A 23,312-nucleotide genomic window follows, 5' to 3' on the forward strand; every position below is an offset into this window, starting at 1 on the left:
TTAATTATTATCTTTGAATTATGAGCACACTATCAAAACCAAAACATATAGGAAGAAACATAAGCCGTATCCGTGAACTTCGTGATATGAAGCAGGAAGCATTGGCGCAAGCTTTAGGCACAAGTCAACAAACGGTTTCTGCTATTGAAAACAGCGAAACTATAGACGATACAAAACTTGCAGAAATTGCAAAAGCACTTGGCGTAAGCGTAGAAGCAATTAAAAATTATTGTGATGATATGGTATTGAATATCATGAACAATACTTTTACCAATACTAGTCACGACAGTTCAACAATTAATTCAATAAATGTTCAGCCTACCTTTAATACAGTTGATAAAATTGTAGAACTTTATGAACGTTTGGTTCAAGCCGAAAAAGATAAAATCGAATATCTCGAAAAAATAGTAAAAGGAAAATAACCTTTTACAAAGCATAAAAAAACTCCATTAGAAATAATGGAGTTTTTTTATGCCTGTTATTTTTTCTAAACGACGGTTATTCGTTCGCTTATTTATTCAACTCTTTGTCAATTTCTTTAATAAGCTCAACTGCGAGTGGCTTTGTATTTTCTTTATAAACCCTTATATTATTCTTACCAAGTTTAACAAGATATTCGAGCGTCTTTTTATATTTTGGGTCTGAATATAATTCTTTTTCAGATTTATCTGCATTTTCTATCGTTTTATCAAAACACTTAATCAAAAAATCATTGTATATTTTATCAACTTCGTTAACAGCCGGCACAAATATTTGGTAATAATTTAAAATTTTCTGTTTTAATTTTTCGTCTTCAATGTAGCCAATTTTGCCACTTGACTTAAAACCTTCATAATTACCAATACTCAGTGTTTGTCCATGTGAATGAATTGGAAAATTAACTTTGCCTTTAGACTTATAAATACTGTCAAGTTGGGAAGTCGTTAATGCCAAAATCTTCTCATAGCTTTGGTTTGTCATTTGGTATGCTTCCATTTCATTGTCAATACTTTTTACGTCATTCTGTAAATCATTCTTTAAATTAGTAAGAAACACAGATACTTCTTCTTGTTGGTGTCTGTGCTCACTCCAACTGTGCAGCCATATTGAAAGCGTCACGGCAAAAACGATTATGAATATTTCTATAATGATTTCTTTTACTTTCTCTCCCAATGTATGTTCTGAATTTTTCACAGTTTTATAAATTTTGTTTGAATGTTTCGTTATTTCTTCTTGCATAATTAGTGTTGTAATTTAACTCTGGTTGTTTTGTAGTTTATAATAGTTTTTCTCTTTATTAACCAATTTTATTTAAAAGCGAATATAAGATTATTTGCAAAACCTCTTATTCATTTCTTAAATACTCTATAAAAAAAATTAAGATTTTTTACTTGAAAGTTTCTTCAAATCTAGCTTAGAATATCTTAACTAACTTATCCACTTGTGCATGAACTGGATTCACGAGCGAGACGTTCACATTAGTATATAATTATCTGCTTAAGAAGTAATATTAAGCTTATACCCTTTTCCGCGTATAACAACAATTTGGACATTTGGATCATGTTCCAGTTTTTTTCTAAGTTTTGATATGAACATATCCAGACTGCGGCCCACAATAACACCTTCATCTTCCCATATCTCTTTTTGCAGTCGGTTTCTTGCTATGGTTTCGTTAGGAGATGATGCAAAAATGAGTAATAAACGGGTTTCTGTTCCGGTGAGGTCTAATGTATTTTCATTTATGATCAGCTTACGGTTTTTCGCATCAAATACTACTGAGCCTAAAGTGAACAAACTAGTAGAATCATTAAGTAAAGTTACTTTCGGCTTAGCAGGTCTAAAAAAAACAAATCCAACAAATGCTAAAAATGACAGTCCGCCTACCAAAAAATATTTATTCTTTGCTGTATATATACCCAATGGTTTAAATTTGATATTAATCATGTAACATGCTTTAGGTTGTTTTCTTCCTTTGCATGGTACAATATCATCTTTCCTATTTTTTGATACAGCATATCCATAAGCTACACTAGTATTTTCGCAGTTCACTACGTTAACAACATAATCACGTGCAAGTGGATCTTGGGCTAACAAACGCTGCGTGATATTGACCAGAGAATCTGTTTGAAAAGTAAACTCATTCTCAAACCTGATCTGGTATTCATTTTCAGCGATCTTTTTTACGGGAAGAACCCTAGATGTTTTATCTCCCGACTGTAAAAGTAGTTCATGCCCAATTCTGCGGAGCAAAATTTCCCTTCTTGCAATAGCAAAGTCGTCAGTATCAGTCTTACTGAAAGCTACGCAGATTGCAGATATAAACAAAAGCAGTATCAATCCAAAGATGTACTTGCCTTTTCCGTAAAGGAGATTTCGACTATGATACATAGTGTCAAGTTTTTATTTACAAAGTTTACATTTTTATTTACAATCTAAATTCCTCAGGCTGAAATATATCAAAGTAATTTTGTTGCAACAGCTTTAAAGATTGTGAAAAATAAAAAGAATGCTTTACATGAACAAGATTTATCTGGAGATAGATCTATTTTAATTAAACCTATAAAAAATATGAAAAAAATCATTTATGCACTGATCTTACCGCTGGTTGTGGTAAGTGGACTAGTTTTTACAAATTGTGAAACTAAAAATGAAACTCCTAAAAAACCAATCCAAAAAACACTCTCCATTGCTGAAAGGAAAGCCAAATTGAAAAAATGGGAAGCAACCCCAGATGGTGTAAAATTCAAAAACTGGGAAATGTCTCCCCGAGGTAAAAAAGTGCTTGCCGGCGCTGCTAAAATAAGGAAGAATACCAATATGGAGGCTGTTGTAACTTCTCTTTCGCTTCCGCCAGGATCGCTATTAGGTTTTGGAGTGATGGCCAGGATTGATGGTGATGATTATATTCTGAGATTTGAACCGGAAAAGTCCCAACTTCAGCGGTTGTACAGTCTGAAAGTTAACGACACAATAATTTTAAAAAGCCATGGTGTATCATACGCGCCTAAGTATTCCTATCCAATAATATCGGGCAGCTATGTAGAACGAGATAATAAAGTAATTTTTAAACGTATTCCTCGCAAAGGCGGTTGTTAAGTAATAAAATTAATTAACCCTGCTGACGCGAATGCCTCATTCGTGAATACAGTTTATAAATAAGTGAAACACTCGCCTCAGCTCGGTTAATTAATTTTTCTTCCATTTTTCGCTAAATCTTAGTTTCGCCAGCTTTTCATAAAGGTTTTTTAAACTGTAAGTCCCAACCATTCCATAATCACTTATGGTTTTTACTTTACCATTATTAAAAGTTATTTTTAAATCTCCTGTTTCATCATCAGTATGCATTACATAATATTCCTTATTTAAATTTTCAAAATCACAGTAATTTAAATATTCTTCTAATTTATCAAATTCAGTTTTATTAATCTTTGTCGAAAATGTTCCTTCTTCTTTACCATAAGTAATATTTTCATTTTCATTGAAGTTATAATATCGGGCATTAAATACTGATAAGGAATCTTTGTTTAATGTTAGTTTATAAACCGGGCAGGTTCCAAAACAACCCGAAGTACTAAATTCAATTTTGGTAATTTTATTCTTTTTTGGATTTGGATTATATTCAATAAAATTTCCAAATTTGAAAGTTAAAACAGTTCTTAATTCTGAATAACTTTTCTTTTGCCAATCCACTAATTTTTTCTTGTAAACAACTAAAAAAGGCTGAGAATCTATATATTCAACTTTTGGCACTATTGATTTTCCCCACTCTAAATCAATATTAAATATTTTGGTTTTATTTTTTCCAAAATTCATTACTACAATTGGCGAGAAACTACATGATTTTTCTCCTTCTCCATAACATGTATGATTATCTCCAATAGCAAGTAAATCTGTGTAACCATTATTATCAAAATCAGCTTTTGTATAAAATGTTTTGACATTAAGTTTATTTGCTAAAATCTTATTGATGCTATCACCATCGTGACTTCTATTAAAATCCTGAAGGCTTTTCAATTCATACTTTTTGTAATTCGTATCAATTTTTTGAATGAATTTCTCTATTTCTAATTTAGTTTTTAAATTGTCTACTTCTGATTGAATTGTTTGTGTTTTGATAAATTCAGTTTGTTTTTTACATGATGCAAAAACAAGTACAATTAAAAATAATTTTACGATTTTCATTTTAAGTTTTTTAATGGCTTTAATATAATATTCCCAAAAAACATGAGAGCAATTCCAATATTTTTGTTCATCCGATAAAACTAAACAAACTTCGTCATTCATTCGAGATTCTTTTGTAATTATTTTGGAGATTTTCAATTAGGGTTATTAGCCGTTTCATCTTTAATAACTTCTAAAACCCTGTAACAATTTTTAACTATATTTGACGTTGATTGTTTTATTTGGCAGCTTTTTTGCTGAAAAGAAAATCAAATCATCAACCCAAATCTTAAAAATGAAAACAAACCTAATAACTCTTTTATTTGTATTTGCTGTTATAAATACGTTTGGGCAAACGCCTGTCGCATCAAAAACTACGAATACTAATAATAAAACTTTACCGCCTAGTGAACAGGTCACCAATAAAGTTGTAAGCGCACTTAAAAAAGTTCCTTTAGACGAAGCTTCGATTCTAATTTATGACTACGACGGTGCTCTTTTTTCATACGATTTAGAATCTGAACAAATTGGCTGGACTGTAAAAGCGACAAGTCCTTTTACCGAAATGTGTGCTAATAAAGTAACTATCTCTAATGGCGTTGTGTACATTCCGTTTATAAACGGTGAAATTGTTGCCGTAGATAATCAAAGCGGTGATGTGTTTTGGAAATCAAGATTAGGAAATATCACAGATCAAATTGTTCTTAAAGATCAGGTTCCGGTTGTAAATAATGGAAAATTATATATAACGGCTCAAAACCAAAACGGAAGCAGTAATATTTATGCCCTTGATACAAAAGATGGAAGTTTAGCATGGACTTACAAACTGGATACTCCAACTAACGACATTCCGGTATTGTTTTTTAACAACAAAGTTTTTGTTCCGAGTTCGACTAATTTATATGTGTTTGATGCCAATACAGGAAAAGTTCTTAGTCAAAAAAGCTTTGACCAAAGCATGCACAGCAAACCTGTAACCGATGGTGAAAATGTATTTATTGCCAATGAAAAAGATGTACTTTTTGCGTTAACTCCAGATAAGCTGGACATTTTATGGCAATTTAAATTACCAGAGGATCAATATAATATTAAGGAACGCATCTTTACTAAAGACAAAAAATTATATTTTGCAGCGCAAGGCACAACAGTTTCTTCGGTATATGCTGTAGATTCAAAAACAGGAACTCAGATTTGGAAAAGGGATTTTCAAAATGATAATGTAGAATATATAACCGAAGACAGTGATAATATTTGGGGATATACTAAAAAAGGAAGGCTTTTTCAGCTGGACATAAACAATGGTGAAATTGCATTCGAATTAAAACCAACAACCCAGCCCATTTCCAATATTGAATTTCCGGTTGACGATACTATATTTTATTATTGTGATGCGGGTTTAATTAAATTTGATTTAAGCACCAAAGATGAAGATTTGTATTATATGCGAACTTCTATTAAAGATGATGTTTATACCGCATTTCTAAAAATAATTAGATAAAATAGAAAACTCCAAAGTCATTTGATTTTGGAGTTTTCTATTTAAAAGATGTTACTATTTTATTTCATCAGACTGATATTGGTTAGACCGCCATCTGACAAGATTTCTGTTCCAACTATAAAAGAAGAATCATCTGATGCCAAAAATACAGCAACGTTTCCAATGTCTGACGGAAGACCTTGTCTGCCTACAGGAGTAATGTCTATCCACATTTGTTTTACAGCATCTAAGTGTTCTTCCGGCACTAATTTTCCAAATACTGGTGTGTCTATAGATCCGGGTGAAAGGGTATTTACACGTATTTTTCTTGGCAATAAATCTAATGATAAACCTTTTGCCAATGATATAATGGCCGCTTTTGCTGCCGAATAGATTGCCATTCCCGGTGCTGCCCGATGTGCCGCACTCGATCCAATCAATATTATTGATGCACCATCATTTAAATAGGGAAGTGCTTTTTTAACGGTAAAATAGGAACTTTTCAAATTCAAATCCATATATCGGTCATACCCTTCTTCGGTAATATTTTCGATATCAGCCATAGGAACGCCGTCGACAACACCGCCTGCATTAACTACCAATACATCTATTTTTCCGAATTTATCAAAAGTCTTTTTAAATACATTTTCTAAGTCTTCACTTTTGGTTACATCACCCGCAATACCTATAAAATCTGATTTTAAAGCTGCTACAGCATTATTTAATGTTACTTCATTTCTTCCGGTTATAGTTCCGGAAGCTCCTTCGTTTTTGAATGCCTCTGCAATACCAAAACCTATTCCGCTATTACCTCCAGTAATTACGGCTACTTTATTTTTTAATTTGCTCATTTTGTTCTTTTAAAAATTGGAAATAATTATAATCCGAAAATCCCTCCCGAAACAGAAATTTTCTCTCCGGTAATCCATCCTGAATCGTCAGAAGCTAGAAACACGGCTACTTTTGCAATATCTTCCGGTTGTCCGGTGCGTCCAAGAGGTGTGCTGGCAACAAATTTTGTTTCGGCTTCGCTGCCAATAAAACCTGCAGAGTGTGAACCTTCTGTTTCTACTATTCCTGGTAAAATAGAATTGATTCTGATATTTCTTCCGATAAATTCCTTAGACAAAGAAATGGTAATGGCGTCTAAAGCTGCTTTGGTGGCAGAATATACAGATCCTGTTGGAAGAGGTGATTTTCCTGCTTCTGAACTGATGTTAATAATGTTACCGCCCTTTTCTCCAAACAATTTTAAAGCCGCCTGAATTGAAAGTAATGATCCTAAAACATTAATATTAAATTGCGAATGAAAGGATTGTGCAGACAATTCTTCAATTGGCGCATATTGGTAAATTCCTGCATTATTTACCAAAATATCTAATGTCCCAAAAGCATTTTTGGTTTCCTCAAAAAGTCTCTTTACATCTGCTTCATTTGAAACATCGCCCTGAACTGCAATTGCTGTTCCGCCGTTATCTTTTATTGTTTTTACTACTTTGTCTGCATCCTGTTTACTTGATGCGTAATTCACTACAACTTTTGCACCTTCTGCTGCAAAATATTTAGCAATAGAAGCGCCAATTCCTTTTGAAGCGCCAGTGATTATTGCTACTTTATTTTTTAATTTGCTCATTTTTATAATTTTAAATTATGTTTACTGATGCAAATTTATGTCAGTTTAATTTATTTTAGTAACTTTGTAACTAAAAGTAACAGTAACCTTGAAGTAACAAAGTAACCTTATGGAATGTGTAGTACGTGAAAAAGAAAAGCACAAAAAAGAAATGATGGCTGTGCAGGATTCAATGGATGTGTTGAGCGGAAAATGGAAAATATCTATTATTTCTTCTATTTGTTATTATAACGAAAGAAGGTTTTCGGATATCTTAAATGATGTTGTTGGCATTTCAAACAAAATGCTGAGTAAGGAATTAAAAGAACTGGAAGTAAATAAACTTATTAAAAGATTGGTTCTTGACACACAGCCGGTAAGTGTTCATTATGTACTTACAGATCATGGAAAAACACTGCAGACAATCATTAATAATTTGACTGATTGGGGAATTGAACATCGAAAAAAAATTATTGAGGAATAATTTTGGAGAGTATTTATTAGCGATCAGTATAATCCCTACGGGATATTCTTTTATTGGGTTCTTATACTTTCCTACCGATATTTTGCTACCGATATTTAACTCCTAACGGAGTATTATTCGTTTATTGGATCTTCTTTTTCTACCGATATTTAATTTCTACGAAAACTCCGTTAGGAGTTAAATATCGGTAGAAAAAAATAATCATTGCTAGATTTTTGTCCCGTAGGGACTACACGAAATATAAATTACGTGCTACTAACATGTTGTTTACTGGATATAAAATATTTATGAATTTCTTAATCCTTCCTCAAAATCTTCTCTTGAAAAAGGCATAAAGTAAAAATTATGACTAACAATACATTTTTCATCTGGATAGGCTTTAATTAGATCTGATTTACATTGTTCTTCATAATCTATACTAGCAATTAAAACCAAACATGTTGATCCATCATTGTTTATTTGAATTACTGCTTTTGGACAAGTTTCATTTTTATTATTTTCAAAATAAAAAGTAAAAGACCTTCCTCTTTTTTCCAAAACAAAGTTCCACATTTCTGAAAAATTTTCTGTTTCAAAAATTATTGGAGAACTATATTTAGGTGACTCATAATATTCTTCAGAAGAAACATAATCTCGAAGAAACTCATCCATGAAATAAATTATTTTTTACTTCGAAAAGAATGGTATAAATACCATTATATCTACATATTCCATTTTTAATTTATTCCCTAAATTGAAACTTCAATTAACCTTCTCACATAGCACTCGCGTCAATAAGAAAATTAATATTTTTAATAGCTATCCATATAATCCCTAAGAGATATTCTTTCATTGTGTTCTTATTCTTTACTACCGATATTTAACTCCTACGGAGTATTTCGTAGAAATTAAATATCGGTAGAAAAAACAATCAAACCAAAATATTTGTCCCGTAGGGACTAAACTAATAATAATCAATTTTTATCTACTCTTTTTCAAACGATTCAGGAAAATTTTCATTCAAATAATCTGAAAGCTTTTCAAAATCTTTAGAATTCCTTTTGACTAAATTGATTTTTGATCCTTCTTTTGTTTTTAAAATTATATTTCGTCCCGTTTTAAAACCTAATAATTCATACTGATTTTCACTCCAACCTGAAATAGTTTTTAAACTGTATTGTTTCGGCTTCGAGAATATTTGACGAATAGTTAAAACATCATCAATGAGCGTATAATATTTAATCCTGCTTACATTTTTTATGAATAATAATATCGTAATTATACTAAGTGTTACGAATAGTGATTTTTCCCATGGTTCTTTCAGTCGTTCAATTTGCACATAGGCCAATAAACTGAAGCATAGAATCCATACAATATTCAGTATTATATCTTTCGTAATGTGTTTCATTTAAATACTTTTAACTTGTTTTATAGAGCTAATATAAGAAATATCTTCACCGAACCTTATCATCAATAACTTCATCCCTCCACCAAACAAATCTCAAAAACAGTTTTCCCATTCTCAGTTTTAAACGAAACATAACCGCCGTGCGCTTCAATAATATTTTTAGAAAGCGTTAAACCAATTCCGGCGCCTTCGTTTCTAGTTGTGAAGAAAGGCAGGAAAACTTTGTTTTCGATTTCTTTTTCGATTCCGCTTCCGGTGTCAGTTATTTTAATATAAGTTCTGTTTTCTTTGGCTTCTGCCGAAATTAAAATTTGCTTTTGAGTCGTATTCTTTAACGCATAAACAGAATTCGTTAAAAGATTAATGATAACCTGTTCCGTTTGCTGCGGGTCAACATTAATTGGGCGTTTTAGAGAAATTGAGTTTACAACTTCAATTCCGTCTTTTTTAAATAATGAATTCATGATTTGCAGACAATTCTCAATCAAAGGCTGCAGTTCTATTTTTTGTTTTTTTGGAGACGGAAGCATGGCTAATTTTCGGTAACCTTCAACAAATTTCTGCAAATGATCGCTTCGCCTTAACATGGTTTCTACACTGTTTTTGATATCTTCTAAATCTTCTGCCGAAAGTGAATCCTGCTCTACTAAATCCTGCAGGTTTTGACAAATGGAACGAATGGGCGTTATCGAATTTAAAAGTTCATGCGAAATCACTTTCATCAAATTTACCCACGCATCTTTTTCTTTTTTCTCGACTACATTTTGAATAGAATCGAGTAAAACAATACAATATTCTCGTTCATAAATTTCTGTTTTGGAGGCCTGCAAAACAAAAGTCTGTGCGGCTTGTTCGTTTATACTAATTTCAACAGATGTTTTTATTTCGTGAAAATCATCTTCTTCAATAATTTCACAAAGTGATGGTAATTGATTTTTAAGATATTTCCATTTTGAAACTTTGGGAACATTAAAATGAGACGAGAAATAATCATTCATCAAAAATATATCCCAGTCATTTTCTTGTTTTTCTAAAATGATAATTCCGGTTTCGATATTATTTAAAATAGAGCTGTAAATAATGTCTTTTGAAATTTGTTCGTTTTGTCTGCTTTTTAAAGTATCGTACAATTGAAATAAATCTCCGTAATTTTTATCGCCTTTATGTTTGGTAAAATCAGATGAAAAATCATTTTGAAGGATCGAAGAAATGGTTTTATCGTAAAGCAAAACAAAATTGCGAACATAAAAATACATTTCGCGAACGAGTAGAAAAACAATAAAAAAGCCAAATATTCCCGTAAACAGCAAATCGATTTTAAAGAAATAAATCGAAATTTCGATTCCCAAAACAATGGTGATCAATCGAAAAAAGAGCAGTTTATAAGTTTGCAGTGTTTTAAACATACTAGTTAATATTGATGTTATATTTCTCTAAACGTCTGTATAAAGAACCTCTTGACAAACCTAATTCATCGGCAGTTTTACTGATATTATTATTGTGCTTAAGAAGTGCTTTTTCAATCGTCGCTTTTTCTACAGAAGAAAGCTGTATATCATCCGTGTTTTCATCATAAGGAGTTATGGTTTCTAAATCTAAATCAGAAACTGTGATTGTATTGTTTTCACAAAGAATAACCGCGCGTTCAATTTTATTTTCCATTTCACGGATATTTCCGTTCCAGGCGTGTTTTTCAATTTGTTCCAAAACCTTTTTATCAAAAGTAATTTCGCTTCTTCCGTATTTTTCAATCATTTTATCCAGAAGATATTCTGCCAGCGGAATTTTATCTTCGTTTCGCTCCCGAAGCGGCGGTAGCACAATCTCCATCGTATTAATGCGATAATACAAATCTTCCCTGAAATTTTTATCTGCAACTTCCAGTTTTAAATTTAAATTGGTTGCCGTAATGATTCTAACATTCAAAGGTCTTGCTTTAGTTTCTCCCAACCTTGTTACGGTTTTGGTTTGAATAACCTGTAATAATTTAGATTGCAAATGCAACGGAACATTTCCTATTTCATCTAAAAAAATAGTTCCGTTCTGCGCCATTTCAAAACGTCCGGGCGTATCCGTTTTTGCATCGGTAAAAGCGCCTTTTGCGTAACCGAATAATTCACTTTCGAAAATATTTGAATTCAGCGAACCTAAATCAACCGCTATAAATGGATTATTTTTTCTTTCAGACTGGCTGTAAATATGATGTGCCAAAACAAATTTTCCTGTTCCGTTTTCTCCAAGAATCAAAACATTGGCATCAGTTTTTGCCACTTTATCGGCCAGCGAATATGCTTTTTTTATTATTTCTGAAGTGCCGATAAAAAAGTCATTATCGGTTTCAATCTCTTTATTCTTTTTTTGTTCTTTTCGGGATTTGTCAACGGCTTGTTTTACAGATTCTAAAAGCTTTTTGTTTTCCCAAGGTTTTAAGATATAATCAAAAGCACCCGATTTTAATCCTTCAACCGCAGTTTCTACTTTTCCAAAAGCCGTCATTAAAATCACAACGGTTTTCGGCGAAAGCGTTTTTATTTCTTTCAGCAAGTATAAACCTTCTCTTCCATCTTCAAAACCTATTCTGTAATTCATATCAAGCAAAACGACATCGATGGCATTTTTTGACAATAATTCGACGATTTTTTTCGGATTATTGAGTGTGTGAATGTTCTCAAAATACTTTTTCAGGTAGACTTTTGATGCAAAAAGAATGTCTTCCTGATCGTCGATGATTAATATTGATGCGTTTGTCTTTTTCATTTTTGTTCGGTTTTGGACAAAAGGTGTCCAATTGTGGACACTATAGCTTTTTTTCGGAAAATAAAATTTTAAAAATAAGGCAGTTACAAAGTTTAATTTTTTGGCATGAAAATCACATTTAGACTTGTAAATCATTAATTATTAAAGCCTTCTGAAAGTAAAAATAGCAAAATAAATATCTATAAATCGCATTGTTAATTATCTTAATTTTCGGGTGTGTTTCTTTTACTTCAGAAGACAAAAAAATCAGAAAACGAATAGCAATCAAACATTAAAAAATCAATTATGATTACGATCAAAAAACTTTCTAAAATTTTTAGAACCGAAGAAGTAGAAACAAATGCTTTAAGCGAAATTTCATTAACCATAAACGAAGGTGATTTTGTCTCGATAATGGGACCGTCCGGAAGCGGGAAATCGACTTTATTAAATATCATCGGATTATTAGACAGCGCTTCTGGCGGAAGTTATGAATTGCTGGGACAGGAAATGATTGGCCTGAAAGAGAAATTAAAATCGAAAGCCAGAAAAGAAAATATTGGGTTCATTTTTCAGAATTTTAATTTAATTGATGAATTATCGGTTTATGATAATATCGAACTTCCGTTGATTTACAACAATGTTCCGTCATCTGAAAGAAAGAAAAAAATAGAGCATATTGCAGCTGTTTTAGGTATTTCACATCGTTTGAAGCATTTTCCGCAGCAGCTTTCTGGAGGTCAGCAGCAGCGTGTAGCGGTTGCAAGGGCTTTAATTAATGACCCGAAAATTATTCTTGCCGATGAGCCTACAGGAAATCTGGATAGTAAAAACGGAAATGAAGTAATGGAATTATTGACAGATCTTCATGCTGCGGGTTCTACAATTTTGATGGTGACGCATTCCGATTATGATGCTTCTTTTTCGCAGAAAATAATTTTGATGAAAGATGGCGTTATTCTTTCGGAGAAATTAAATCAGAGAAATGTGGATGTTTTAGTAACTTCTAAAAACTAAGGTCATGCTGAAAAATTGGATTAATGTTTTTACGTATCATATAAAAAACAATAAGCTGTTTACGGTTTTGAATGTTTTGGGATTGAGTATTGGAATTGCGGGTTTAATTTTTGCGATTTTGTATTGGAATGACGAACAGAGTTATGATCAATGGAACCCGAACAAAGACAATGTATTTTTAGTAGCCAATCAAATGGACCCAACCACATATTGGGCTTCAAGTTCTGCACCTATCGGCTCTGCCATAAAAAATACAAGCCCGGAAGTTGAATCTTTTTGTTATTTAAATGGCAATTACGATAATGAAATTATTCATTACAATAATAAAAAAGTACAGTCTGACAAAATTGTTGTAGCACAGAAAAACTTTTTCGAATATTTTCCTTATTCCTTTATTGAAGGAAATATAAAAAATGCACTGCCTGATGTAAATAGTATTAGTATATCCCAGGATTTGTCGCAACAGCTTTTTGGAAGCGAGAGCGCTTTCGGGAAAAAGGTTATTTTACAAAATCAGGTTTTAATTGTTAGAGGTGTTTACAAACTGGATAAAAAATCGGTTTTTAATCCTTCGTGTGTAGTCAATTTCATGGACACACGAGTAAAAAACAGCATTCAGCAATGGGGGAATTTTCAGTTTATTCTTTTATTAAAATTAAAAAAATCAACTGATTCAGAAATCGTTACAAAAAATCTGGCTAAAGTTTATTATGAGAACATGATGATGCCGCGGGCAAAAGCTCAAGGTATGAGTCCGCAAGAGTTTATTAAAAAATTTGGCGAAGTAAAACCTCATTTAGAGCCGTTATCGATTGTTCGTTTACATACTAAAACCGGTGGTTTGATAGAATCCAACGGAAATTATCAGCTGTTATTAATTTTTGCCGGATTATCAATTTTAGTCTTAATACTGTCAATTGTAAACTATGTCAATTCGGCTACTGCAAATGCTGTAAAAAGAGCTAAGGAAGTTGGCGTTCGTCAGATCGTTGGAGCTTCGAAAATAGAAATTATACAACAGTTTATTTTTGAAACCGCAGTCATTTCATTGTTTTCTATTTTAATATCGCTTGTTATTGTAGAACTTTCCCTGCCGTATTACAATGTTTTTTTAGAAAAAACACTTGTATTACAAAGCAGTCAGTTTTATCTGCAGCTTTTCGTTATATTCATTATAATGATAATTGCAGCAGGAATTTTTCCGGCAGTGTATGTTTCCAACTTTGATGTTTTAAAAGTATTGCGCGGAAATTTTGCCCGAAGTAAAAATGGTATCTGGCTTCGAAACGGAATGTTGATTTTTCAATTTGCTGTGGCAGCTTTCTTTATTATTGGTTCTTATATAGTATATCAGCAGATTAATTATATGAACTCAAAAGATGTCGGTTTTAACGGAAACCAGATTCTGAATATCTCTTATAGAAATATTTATGGTGAAAAAATTAGTAATGAAGACAGAATGCGCAAATACAACGGCATTAAAAATGAATTGCTGCGTATTAAGGGAGTAAAACAAGTTTCCGGCGGCGGATTTGTTTTGGGAAACGGTGCAAAATCAGTAATTTCATATCATCATAAAGATATAAATATAGACGGAAATAATATTCCGGTAGACTTTGGTCTTCTTGAAATGATGAAAATAAAAATAGTTAAAGGACGCTATTTAAGTCCGGATTATTCTCAGGATACTATTAGTTCTATGCTGATTAATGAAACTGCTTTAAAATTATTAAACGAGAAAGATCCGATAGGAAAAAAAATTAACTGGGACGGAAAAGAAGCCATTATCGTAGGAGTTGTAAAAGATTTTAATATTGGAAATCCCGGCGAAGCCATACCTCCTGTTACTATATTTCATTTTAAAAGTGTGCCGTGGTTTACGAGTCTTTTGAACAATATTTATGTAACAGCCGATCCTAAAACCATGCCGCAGACTATAGCCGATATAGAAAATTTGTGGACAAAAAAAGTTGATTCTGATTATCCGTTTTTATATGATTTTGTAGATAAAGAATATAAAAAGTCATACAGCAGTTATGTAAAACAAAAAAATCTTTTCTCTTTATTGAACATTATCGTAATTACAATTGCGCTTTTCGGATTATTTGCTCTGGCTTCTTATTCCATTGAAAGACGAATGAAAGAAATCGCTATTAGAAAAACACTGGGAGCCGAAACTAATGTTTTATTAATAGAACTTTGTAAACAGTACATCTTTTTCTGTATAATTGGTTTTTTAATTGCTTTATTTCCTGTTTATTATTTACTAAATAAATGGCTGGAGAATTTCGCCTATAGAATTACAATTTCGATGTTTCCTTTTTTAATTGGATTTACCGCTTTACTTTCATTAACATTATTAGTTGTTCTTTCAAGGGCTTATCAGGCAACAAAAGTTGATGTTTTGAAATATTTGAAATATGAATAAATTCAGTTTGCATTAAATTAAAAAAGACTCCAAATCTATATTTGGAGTCTTTTCATTAAATTATTTTTTTTAGTCTTACCAAGGACTTACTCCTGTTTCATCTTCAATATCATTACTAAAAAACTGCCCATTTGGTCCGTTTTCATCTGTTACGGTATGTTTAATAATAAACGATGCTGCACTTTCTACAGTTCCAGGTCCGCTATGATGATTAAAATCTGTTGCGGTGTAACCCGGATCAATTGCATTTACTTTAAAAGACAAATCTTTTAGTTCAAAAGCCAGTACAATGGTATATGCATTTAATGCTGATTTTGAAGTTCCATAAGCTGCCGATTTAAAATCGTAATATTTCCATGATGGATCACTATGCAAAGTCAAAGAACCAAGACCTGAAGTAATATTACTAATTCTCGGACTGTCTGATTTTTTAAGTAATTCTAAAAAAGCCTGAGTAACACTTATAACACCAAAAAAGTTTGTTTCAAATACATCTTTAATGTCTTTTACGCTGGTATCTGAAGCCGTTTGAGGAAACTGACCGCCGCTTATTCCTGCATTATTAATCAGGATATCTAATTTTCCCTGCTCGTTTTCTACAATATTCTTTGCTGCTAAAATAGAATCCGGATTGGTAACATCAATCTGAATGGATTTGATGTTTTGAAAACCATCTTTATTTAATTCTTTTACAACTTCATTTCCTTTTTCAAGATCGCGGCTTCCTAAATAAACAAACAATCCTTGCTTTGAAAGTTGTTTTGTTATTTCTAATCCTATGCTTCTGTTTGCTCCTGTTATTAATACTGATTTCATTTTTAAATTGTTTTAAAATTATAATACAAAGTTAGTTACTTTGAAAATGGAATCATTTGTCATTTGGCAAAAAGCAATTTTAACTGATATTTTTTCTAATTCTGCTTAATGACGATTGTGTAATTCCTAAATAAGAAGCCACATAAGATAACGGAATGCGATTAATAACGTTTGGATAGATTTTCAAAAACATCAAATAACGTGTTGTAGCATCTTCTGAAACCAGCGGACTTCTTCTTTCTACTTTTTGTCTCAAAGCTTTCGAAATAATTCTATGTACTATAGCGTCCCAGCCAATAATAGTTTCTAAAAGTTCCCTCCAGTCTTTTTTAGAAAAAACCAGCAGTTTACAATCTGTTATCGCCTGCACATAAGCATTGGAACAAATATCATTGTCAAAACTCTCCATATCAACAACCAGATTGTTTTCGTCGATAAAATATTTGGTAATTTCTTCACCTCTATTGTTGTAATAACAAACGCGGGTAATTCCGTCTAAAACAAAACCGACTTGCTGTGCAATTTTTCCGGCTTCCGAAAAATATTCATCTTTCTTAAGTTCCAATACAGTTGTTTTGCTCGCAATTAAATCCAGCTGATGCTGATTTAAAGTTCCAAATTGCAATATATAATCTATAAATTCTTTCATAGAGGCAAGTTAATCAAAGTTATTTGTTCGGAATTTGTCATTTGGCAAAAACGATTCAAAACATAAAAGTTATTTTTCCAGTAAATTTTCGGTACTGGTTAAAAATTCTTCCGTTGCTTTTTCAATATCAATATTCATTCTTTCAGCCAAAACCGTCAGCCACCAAATCGATTCTCCTAGTTTATGTTTGAGTTCTTGTTCTGTATTTCCTTTTGGCCATCTTCCCTGCTGCGACATTACGTTACGACCAACTAAGCCGGCATCTGTCAAAAATGCTAGTGCATCTTCTTCTATTGTCCATTCGCTTCCGTGATGCGATAATTCTAATTCGTGATAACGCTTTCTTATTTCTAAAGAACGTTCTTTTAGCTGTTCAAAATTTATTGATGCCATAATTTAATTTTTATTGAATTGTTCCTGAAACGCGATTGGACTAATATTCGTTTTCTTTTTAAATAATTTATTGAAAGACTGCGGATGCTCAAAACCTAATTTATAGGCAATTTCAGAAATTGAAAAAGTTCCTTTCGTAATATATTCTTTTGCTTTTTCTATCAATTTATCATGAATAAACTGCTGTGTATTTTGCCCCGAAAGATTCCGAAGCAAATCGCTTAAATATCGGGCAGACAAACCCAATTCATCTGCAACAAACTGAACGGTTGGTAAACCATTTTCAAGAGGTTTCTCGTTATTAAAATAGTCTTCAAGTAAAATTTCCAATTTCGAAAGTACATCATTATTAACCGCTTTTCGGGTAATAAACTGTCGGTTATAAAACCGATTACTATAATTCAGTAAAAGTTCGATTTGCGAAATAAGCACATCCTGACTAAAATTGTCTATTCGTTCCTTCAGTTCATTTTGAATATTGGCAAAGACGCTTAAAATAGTTTCTTTTTCATTTTCTGACAAATACAAAGCTTCAGATGCCGTATACGAAAAGAATCCGTACTTTTTAATATTGGCGTTTAATGTATAAGGCCGAATAAAATCAGGATGAATATTTAATGACATTCCGCTGTAATCGGCTTCTTCCTCTTGCATTTTTAAAATTTGTCCGGGTGAAACAAAAGACATCCCGCCTTCTTCAAAATCATAAAAACCATGTCCGTAACGAAGCTTTCCCGAAAAATGAGTTTTAAAAGAAATTTTATAAAAATCTAAAATAATCCCGTTTTCAAAATCTTTTGGGTCAAATATCGCTTCACCATAATTCAAAATACTAATAAGCGGATGCATGGGCTTTGGCTGTCCCATAGCTTTATGAAGTTCTGAAATGCTGTTGAATATTTTAGGCTGATTTTTCATTTTACAAATTTATAAAATGTTCGACTGGTGCAATATTCCAGCTCACTGTGCTTTGATCAATCATATCGTGTACAACAGAATCGCTAAGTTCTGTCATTAATTTATGCATGGCATCTGTACCTTCTGCTGCGCTGTCCCAAACCAACATATCGTAAACAATTCCCTTTTTCAATTCGAAAATGGTTCTTGAACGAAATCCTTTTTGACGTTTTAAAAATACCTCGATTGCTGCATTGGCTTCAATAAATTGCTGTGTTGTAAAACCATTTAATTTAAAAGTCGTTAATTCTATCGCTTGATTTTTCATCTTATTTTAAATTAAAAAGTAAACATTGCTTTTATATTCTGTATTTGAGTTTCAGCACCATTTTTCAATCTTTCATCATATAAAGCATTAGCATCATTTCCGGCAATATATCGCAATTGATTTTTATTGTCCGTTGCCGCTTCGTATATAATTTGAGCAACATCTTCTGCATCTGTATAATTCTCTAATTGTTCTGCGCTGTAGCCTTTACTAACTTCTGCGGTTAATTTTTCATACGCTTCGTGTTGTCCAACTTCCATAGAACGGATTGCAAAATCAGTTTTCATTCCGCCCGGAGCGACAACTTTAACCTGAATTCCAAATTGGGTTAATTCTGATGCCAGACTTTCTGAAAAACCATCAACTCCAAATTTTGTTGCACTGTAAATAGAACAAGTCGGAAATCCAATTAATCCGAAAGTAGAAGTAACATTTATAAAAGTACCGCTTTTTTTCTCACGAAAATGTGGTGTAAAAGCTTTTGAAATTCTAATAACACCAAATAGATTCGTAACAATCTGGCGTTCGATTTGAATTTCACTTAAAGATTCTAACGCGCCAATTAATCCGTAGCCTGCATTGTTTAACACAACATCTACAGAATATTTCTCTGTAATGTTTTTTATTGTTTCAGTAATTTGTTCCGAATTTGTAACGTCAAGCGGAAGTACGATTACGTTTTTTAATGAAGTTAATTCGGTTTCCTTTTCCGGATTTCGCATTGTGGCAATTACCTGCCAGCCTTTGCTTTGAAATAATTTTGCTGCTGATTTTCCTAAACCAGTTGAAGCTCCTGTAATAAAAATTGTCTTTTGCATTTTTAATTGTTTTAAAATTATAATGCAAAGATCAGCCGAAGCCTGAAGTTGTTTTTAGTCGTTTTGGACAATTAGTTAGCCAAAATGACGATTAAGAAATAAATTAATCGCCGCCACAGCCACCGCATGAACTTCCGCATGAACTGCCACAAGAACTCCCGCATGAGCTTCCTCCAGAACTTCCACATCCTGAATTACTGTTTGATGACAAAAAGTTATTATTTGCAGGCATGACCAAAGGCATAAAAGAAGCTGTCAGTCCTCCGTATAAAAAATAATTCCACTGCCAGTCTTGTTCAACATTAGTATTACTTTTTCCTTCTTTAAAAGAGGAGTGAATTGTATGAAAAAATAAATAGTTCACTACTTTCTTATAGTAACGATAAGAGATCGCTGCTAAAATTATGGTTATAATAACAATATTAGTTATAGCTTTTCCTCTAGAAACTCCTGTAATAATTCTGCTAAAGCCTATATTTAAAAGAAGTCCAAAAACTACCAGCGTTACTTTTATGATAAATAAAAATTGCTTAGAATCTAAAATCGTTTCTCTAATTTTTTCGACTCCTTTTTTTAATTGTTGAAATATTGGTTTGTTTATAATTAACTGATGTAACTGTAGATAAGGTATTAAATCATATTCTTTCATGATCTCAATAACACAATTTTCATATTGATTATTTGTTAGCGTATCATCGATTAAGTTTAATTTATTGCCTGTAACCTGAATTCTTCTATTTTCAATTAAATTATTTACGACTCCATGAATTACATAGTCTAGATTGTTTTTTTGAAAGAAGACCAATTCTAAAGGTGTGAGATTGCTAATGATTAATTTTGATTTAATTTTTTCAATCAGCGAATCACAAGTTTTCTTAACAAATTGCATCAATAAAAAGGTTATCAAACCAAACAAGAATATGTAATACCATGCAAAATATGGATTATCAATTTGAATTAAAACTGGTTTTAGAAGAAGAGAAATAGGAAAACTTAAAAGTATAAATGCACCTAAGAAAATTATTTTTAATATTCCGAGATTATAATTAGCGTTGTCTAATTGAAGTGAATGCATTGGATTTCCAAAAGTCCAAATTTCTTCGGGCTGTTTTCCGAAATTTAATTCGTATAATTTTTTAGTAACTTCTTTTGCTTTATGGAATTTCTCGTGTTCAGCCTTATTGTGTGTTGACGGAATATGTTCTATTCTTTTTGCCAAAATTGTACAGAGATCAGAATAAGAATTTGTAAAAATTAAATGCTGATGCCACACAATATCAACAATTTCTGAAGGTGAAACCATTTCGTTTGAGGTTGCGGCCAGATACATGAATTTTTTATATTCTAAAATCGCTGTTTTAGTAAAATAAAAGGTCCAACTATTTTCGAATGCTAATCTTGTTGAAAATCCGTATTGATCATTTGGTTTGTCGAGATCAAAATTTTCGATTTGATTCCAAAGTTGTATATCCATAAAAAATTAAAGTTCTTTCGTTAAACGATCTAACTCTTTTAATAAAGTCGGCATTCTAAATTCACCAGACATAGTTTCAACTTTTTGGAAAGCTTCTTCCAAATCAATTCCAATAGATGTTACAAATAATGGTTTTGCGCTGTCGCCTCTTAACAAAGGCTTTTTATCTTTTTCGATACTTGCAAAATTAGTTTTGGCCACACCAATGATCGGAATTTTACTATTTAGCTTTTCATATAAACGTCCGCCTAAGCCATACTTTTTATCATCATCTAAATATACGAATCCGTCCACAATTATAGCTTCTATATTTTCCAAATCAATCTGATTTAACAAACTGATAATACACGGTAATTCTCTTTTGTAAAATTCTCCCGGAATATATTCTGAAACATTATCAATTATTTCTGTGTGAACTTTAAAGTTTTTGTCTTCATTCCAATTCTCAAATTCAAGGCAGACAGTTTTTGCTTTATTATCAAAATAATAAGTGTCGAAGGCTAATATCATATTTTATTTTACTCTTTTAAACTCTTAATGAACCACGAAAACCTCTCGCAGCATAATACGAATCAGCTCCATTGTGATACACAAATACTGTATCATAACGGAAATCTGAAAAAATTGCACCGCCAAGTTTCCTGATATTTGCAGGCGTTAAAATCCAGCTTGAAGTCTTAGTATCAAATTTTCCCAGTTTTTGAAGTTCGCGGTATTCATCTTCATTCAAGATTTGAATTCCCATTTCTGAAGCCATGTTTATTGCACTGTCTTTTGGCTTGTTTTCTTTCCTTTTTTCTAGTGCTTCGTGATCATAACAAATACTTCTACGTCCTTTTGGACTTTCCGCAGCACAATCATAAAAAATATATTCGTTTGTTTTTTCATCATAGCCCACAACATCTGGCTCTCCTTCAGTTCTTTCCATTTCGTCAAGAGACCATAGTTTTTCAGGATTAGCTTTTAGTTTTGACTCTACTTTTTCCCATTCGATATTTTTATGGCGATGCTTATTATTTTCAAAACGAGCTTCTAAAATACTCAACAATGATTCTTGCTGTTCTAATGACAATTTATATTTTTGATTATTCATGGCTTTTGAATTAATTATTTGGAAATAAATTCTGAGAGATATTTTTCAAGCTTTTCTATATTCTCTTTTTGTCCCTGATCTGCTTTGTGTGCTTTTACAATAATATCAAACATTTCCTCAGAATCGAATAAAAGTGTCCAGTCTAATAGTGTTTCTGAATTTTCAGATTCAAATAAAACAGTTGTAATAAAATGCGGATTGAAATGTTCGAAGACAATTTTTTTAAATGGTATAATCTCTTTAAAGATACTACGGTTTGGATAATTCTTTCCATCCGGTCCATGCATTGTTAAATTCCACTCGCCTTCTTTTTCAAAATCCATTTTATGAATTGTATTTGTAAAACCGTTTGGTCCCCACCAATTTGAAATATGTTCCGGATTTGTCCACATTTCCCAAACTATATCCGTGTGAGCCTTAAGCAATATTTTACTTTGAAGAATTCTATTTTGAATATTATTTGCGCTTTCCATATTTACCAGAATGATTTAATCGTTCAACCCTTTCCCATCTAAAATATTTGGAATATTTTTTTCTACTCTCGCCTCTCTTGTTTTTGATTGTTTGGGTTGAGAAAAATGTAAAAGATAAGCCCTTTGTCTTCCAGGTGTAAGTGCAGAAAAAGCTTTTTGTAAATCAGGCATAGCATCTAATTTCTTCTGAAATTCTTCAGATACTTCAAATTCGGAAGTTTTTTTCAGTTCTACTTTCAAACCGGCTTTTTCAATTTCTATTGCTTGATAAATATATGTTTTTAAAATATCTCTCAAATCAACTATTTCTTTAAGAGCAGTAAAACGTATTTGTCTTGCCGCTTGTACATTCTCAGATTGCTGAATCAAAATATTATCTGTATCTTTTAACAAAGCTCCTTTAAAAAACAAAAAGGCACAATACTCTTTAAAAGCATGAATCAAAACAACATTACTATCTTTATAAATATAACAAGGAACTCCCCATTTTAATTCTTCGCTCAATTGACATTCAAGGGCAATTTTTCGCATTAAAATTAATTCTTCCTGCCATTTCTTGGCTTCATCAAAAAAGAAATCAACTTTTGGGTTTGCATTAATTTGTGACATCTCAATTTATTTTAAAAAATAATCTTCCAGAATAGGGGAAGATTTCAATTTAAAATTAAAACTTTTTTTTGATTTAATGGTAAATTTAAAAATCCATCAAATTTGAAGAGCATATTATTTAATAGCGAAATAGAAATGAAATAATTTTAAAACCTAAAATTTAACAGTGAAAAACAAGATTTAAGGCATTATCTATCGAAAAGTGCACACTAATACATTTTCTAGGTAAAAGAAATGAATATCGAGCGATATGTAGATGTTCAGAAAATAAAATTATTCAGCAGTTACAACCCTGTAAATTCTAGATTCCTATCTTGGAATTTAGTTTCCAAAAGTATTAAAAAACAAAAAATCCTCATCAAATACATGATGAGGATTCTTCAAAGAAAGGCGACGACATACTCTCCCACAATACTGCAGTACCATCTGCGCAGGCGGGCTTAACTACTCTGTTCGGGATGGGAAGAGGTGAGCCCCGCCG

26 protein-coding genes and 1 rRNA gene are annotated in these 23,312 nt (G+C 31.9%); 6 read left to right on the forward strand and 21 right to left on the reverse strand.

The features are described from left to right. Window positions 1-20: 20 nt before the first annotated feature. The gene (locus FLAPXU55_RS21260) at window positions 21-422 is read left to right on the forward strand and encodes a helix-turn-helix domain-containing protein (RefSeq protein WP_180861159.1); all 402 of its coding nucleotides are present in this window, start codon (window positions 21-23) and stop codon (window positions 420-422) included. An 88-nt stretch (window positions 423-510) separates the two neighbouring features. On the opposite strand, the gene FLAPXU55_RS21265 is transcribed toward FLAPXU55_RS21260, so the two are convergent. Both FLAPXU55_RS21265 and FLAPXU55_RS21270 read right to left on the reverse strand, forming a co-directional pair. Next, on the reverse strand, window positions 511-1,218 hold the full coding sequence (locus tag FLAPXU55_RS21265) for a DUF6090 family protein (RefSeq protein ID WP_180861161.1): 708 nt from the start codon (window positions 1,216-1,218) through the stop codon (window positions 511-513). A gap of 258 nt (window positions 1,219-1,476) precedes the next feature. Continuing rightward, window positions 1,477-2,367 (reverse strand): winged helix-turn-helix domain-containing protein, encoded by an 891-nt coding sequence (locus FLAPXU55_RS21270; protein ID WP_180861163.1) that lies wholly within the window; start codon window positions 2,365-2,367, stop codon window positions 1,477-1,479. Window positions 2,368-2,469: 102 nt separating this feature from the next. Between FLAPXU55_RS21270 and FLAPXU55_RS21275 the strand changes: the two genes are divergently transcribed. Then, complete coding sequence (locus tag FLAPXU55_RS21275) at window positions 2,470-3,075, forward strand: hypothetical protein (RefSeq protein ID WP_235992124.1); 606 nt, start codon at window positions 2,470-2,472, stop codon at window positions 3,073-3,075. 90 nt (window positions 3,076-3,165) lie between these two features. Here FLAPXU55_RS21275 and FLAPXU55_RS21280 read toward each other — a convergent pair whose 3' ends face one another. Beyond that, window positions 3,166-4,263 (reverse strand): DUF6438 domain-containing protein, encoded by a 1,098-nt coding sequence (locus tag FLAPXU55_RS21280; RefSeq protein ID WP_180861165.1) that lies wholly within the window; start codon window positions 4,261-4,263, stop codon window positions 3,166-3,168. A 172-nt stretch (window positions 4,264-4,435) separates the two neighbouring features. On the opposite strand from FLAPXU55_RS21280, the gene FLAPXU55_RS21285 reads away from it, so the two are divergent. After that, entirely contained in the window at window positions 4,436-5,638 is a 1,203-nt protein-coding gene (locus tag FLAPXU55_RS21285) for a PQQ-binding-like beta-propeller repeat protein (protein WP_180861167.1), read from the forward strand. 59 nt (window positions 5,639-5,697) lie between these two features. Here FLAPXU55_RS21285 and FLAPXU55_RS21290 read toward each other — a convergent pair whose 3' ends face one another. After that, the gene (locus FLAPXU55_RS21290) at window positions 5,698-6,468 is read right to left on the reverse strand and encodes an SDR family NAD(P)-dependent oxidoreductase (protein WP_180861169.1); all 771 of its coding nucleotides are present in this window, start codon (window positions 6,466-6,468) and stop codon (window positions 5,698-5,700) included. Between the two features lie 26 nt (window positions 6,469-6,494). Next, window positions 6,495-7,250, reverse strand: coding sequence for an SDR family NAD(P)-dependent oxidoreductase (locus tag FLAPXU55_RS21295; protein WP_180861171.1), 756 nt, complete (start codon window positions 7,248-7,250; stop codon window positions 6,495-6,497). Between the two features lie 109 nt (window positions 7,251-7,359). On the opposite strand from FLAPXU55_RS21295, the gene FLAPXU55_RS21300 reads away from it, so the two are divergent. Beyond that, window positions 7,360-7,713, forward strand: coding sequence for a winged helix-turn-helix transcriptional regulator (locus FLAPXU55_RS21300; protein WP_180861173.1), 354 nt, complete (start codon window positions 7,360-7,362; stop codon window positions 7,711-7,713). A gap of 285 nt (window positions 7,714-7,998) precedes the next feature. Here the strand turns inward: FLAPXU55_RS21300 and FLAPXU55_RS21305 are convergent, their stop codons facing one another. From FLAPXU55_RS21305 to FLAPXU55_RS21320, 4 genes are all read right to left on the reverse strand, one after another. Continuing rightward, window positions 7,999-8,364 (reverse strand): hypothetical protein, encoded by a 366-nt coding sequence (locus FLAPXU55_RS21305; RefSeq protein WP_180861175.1) that lies wholly within the window; start codon window positions 8,362-8,364, stop codon window positions 7,999-8,001. 313 nt (window positions 8,365-8,677) lie between these two features. Then, window positions 8,678-9,100 (reverse strand): hypothetical protein, encoded by a 423-nt coding sequence (locus tag FLAPXU55_RS21310; protein ID WP_180861177.1) that lies wholly within the window; start codon window positions 9,098-9,100, stop codon window positions 8,678-8,680. Window positions 9,101-9,171: 71 nt separating this feature from the next. Then, window positions 9,172-10,506 (reverse strand): sensor histidine kinase, encoded by a 1,335-nt coding sequence (locus FLAPXU55_RS21315; RefSeq protein ID WP_180861179.1) that lies wholly within the window; start codon window positions 10,504-10,506, stop codon window positions 9,172-9,174. 1 nt (window position 10,507) lies between these two features. Further along, complete coding sequence (locus FLAPXU55_RS21320) at window positions 10,508-11,857, reverse strand: sigma-54-dependent transcriptional regulator (protein WP_180861181.1); 1,350 nt, start codon at window positions 11,855-11,857, stop codon at window positions 10,508-10,510. A gap of 285 nt (window positions 11,858-12,142) precedes the next feature. Between FLAPXU55_RS21320 and FLAPXU55_RS21325 the strand changes: the two genes are divergently transcribed. Beyond that, window positions 12,143-12,853 (forward strand): ABC transporter ATP-binding protein, encoded by a 711-nt coding sequence (locus FLAPXU55_RS21325; RefSeq protein ID WP_180861183.1) that lies wholly within the window; start codon window positions 12,143-12,145, stop codon window positions 12,851-12,853. A gap of 4 nt (window positions 12,854-12,857) precedes the next feature. Then, on the forward strand, window positions 12,858-15,281 hold the full coding sequence (locus tag FLAPXU55_RS21330) for an ABC transporter permease (RefSeq protein WP_180861185.1): 2,424 nt from the start codon (window positions 12,858-12,860) through the stop codon (window positions 15,279-15,281). A gap of 75 nt (window positions 15,282-15,356) precedes the next feature. On the opposite strand, the gene FLAPXU55_RS21335 is transcribed toward FLAPXU55_RS21330, so the two are convergent. The 12 genes from FLAPXU55_RS21335 to rrf all read right to left on the reverse strand — a co-directional run. After that, the gene (locus FLAPXU55_RS21335; protein ID WP_180861187.1) at window positions 15,357-16,097 is read right to left on the reverse strand and encodes an SDR family oxidoreductase; all 741 of its coding nucleotides are present in this window, start codon (window positions 16,095-16,097) and stop codon (window positions 15,357-15,359) included. A gap of 79 nt (window positions 16,098-16,176) precedes the next feature. Then, a complete protein-coding gene (locus FLAPXU55_RS21340) occupies window positions 16,177-16,746 on the reverse strand; it encodes a Crp/Fnr family transcriptional regulator (protein ID WP_180861188.1) in 570 nt (189 codons plus the stop codon). Window positions 16,747-16,815: 69 nt separating this feature from the next. Next, window positions 16,816-17,139 (reverse strand): nucleoside triphosphate pyrophosphohydrolase family protein, encoded by a 324-nt coding sequence (locus FLAPXU55_RS21345; RefSeq protein ID WP_180861190.1) that lies wholly within the window; start codon window positions 17,137-17,139, stop codon window positions 16,816-16,818. A gap of 3 nt (window positions 17,140-17,142) precedes the next feature. After that, window positions 17,143-18,057 carry a helix-turn-helix domain-containing protein gene (locus FLAPXU55_RS21350; protein ID WP_180861192.1) on the reverse strand — a complete coding sequence of 305 codons (915 nt, stop codon included), beginning with the start codon at window positions 18,055-18,057 and terminating at the stop codon, window positions 17,143-17,145. A gap of 1 nt (window position 18,058) precedes the next feature. Next, complete coding sequence (locus tag FLAPXU55_RS21355) at window positions 18,059-18,364, reverse strand: hypothetical protein (RefSeq protein WP_180861194.1); 306 nt, start codon at window positions 18,362-18,364, stop codon at window positions 18,059-18,061. A gap of 11 nt (window positions 18,365-18,375) precedes the next feature. Further along, window positions 18,376-19,182, reverse strand: coding sequence for an SDR family oxidoreductase (locus FLAPXU55_RS21360; protein WP_180861196.1), 807 nt, complete (start codon window positions 19,180-19,182; stop codon window positions 18,376-18,378). A 103-nt stretch (window positions 19,183-19,285) separates the two neighbouring features. Next, a complete protein-coding gene (locus FLAPXU55_RS21365) occupies window positions 19,286-20,656 on the reverse strand; it encodes a hypothetical protein (protein ID WP_180861198.1) in 1,371 nt (456 codons plus the stop codon). 6 nt (window positions 20,657-20,662) lie between these two features. After that, a complete protein-coding gene (locus FLAPXU55_RS21370) occupies window positions 20,663-21,166 on the reverse strand; it encodes an endonuclease V (RefSeq protein ID WP_180861200.1) in 504 nt (167 codons plus the stop codon). Window positions 21,167-21,182: 16 nt separating this feature from the next. After that, a complete protein-coding gene (locus tag FLAPXU55_RS21375) occupies window positions 21,183-21,749 on the reverse strand; it encodes a DUF4256 domain-containing protein (RefSeq protein ID WP_180861201.1) in 567 nt (188 codons plus the stop codon). 14 nt (window positions 21,750-21,763) lie between these two features. Beyond that, window positions 21,764-22,222 carry an SRPBCC domain-containing protein gene (locus tag FLAPXU55_RS21380; RefSeq protein ID WP_180861203.1) on the reverse strand — a complete coding sequence of 153 codons (459 nt, stop codon included), beginning with the start codon at window positions 22,220-22,222 and terminating at the stop codon, window positions 21,764-21,766. Between the two features lie 15 nt (window positions 22,223-22,237). Next, entirely contained in the window at window positions 22,238-22,831 is a 594-nt protein-coding gene (locus FLAPXU55_RS21385) for a YdeI/OmpD-associated family protein (RefSeq protein ID WP_180861205.1), read from the reverse strand. A 385-nt stretch (window positions 22,832-23,216) separates the two neighbouring features. Continuing rightward, window positions 23,217-23,312: ribosomal RNA gene (gene rrf / locus FLAPXU55_RS21390) — 5S ribosomal RNA — on the reverse strand; the annotation flags it as partial.

The sequence above is a fragment of the Flavobacterium panici genome (genome assembly GCF_903819335.1).
Lineage (GTDB): Bacteria > Bacteroidota > Bacteroidia > Flavobacteriales > Flavobacteriaceae > Flavobacterium > Flavobacterium panici.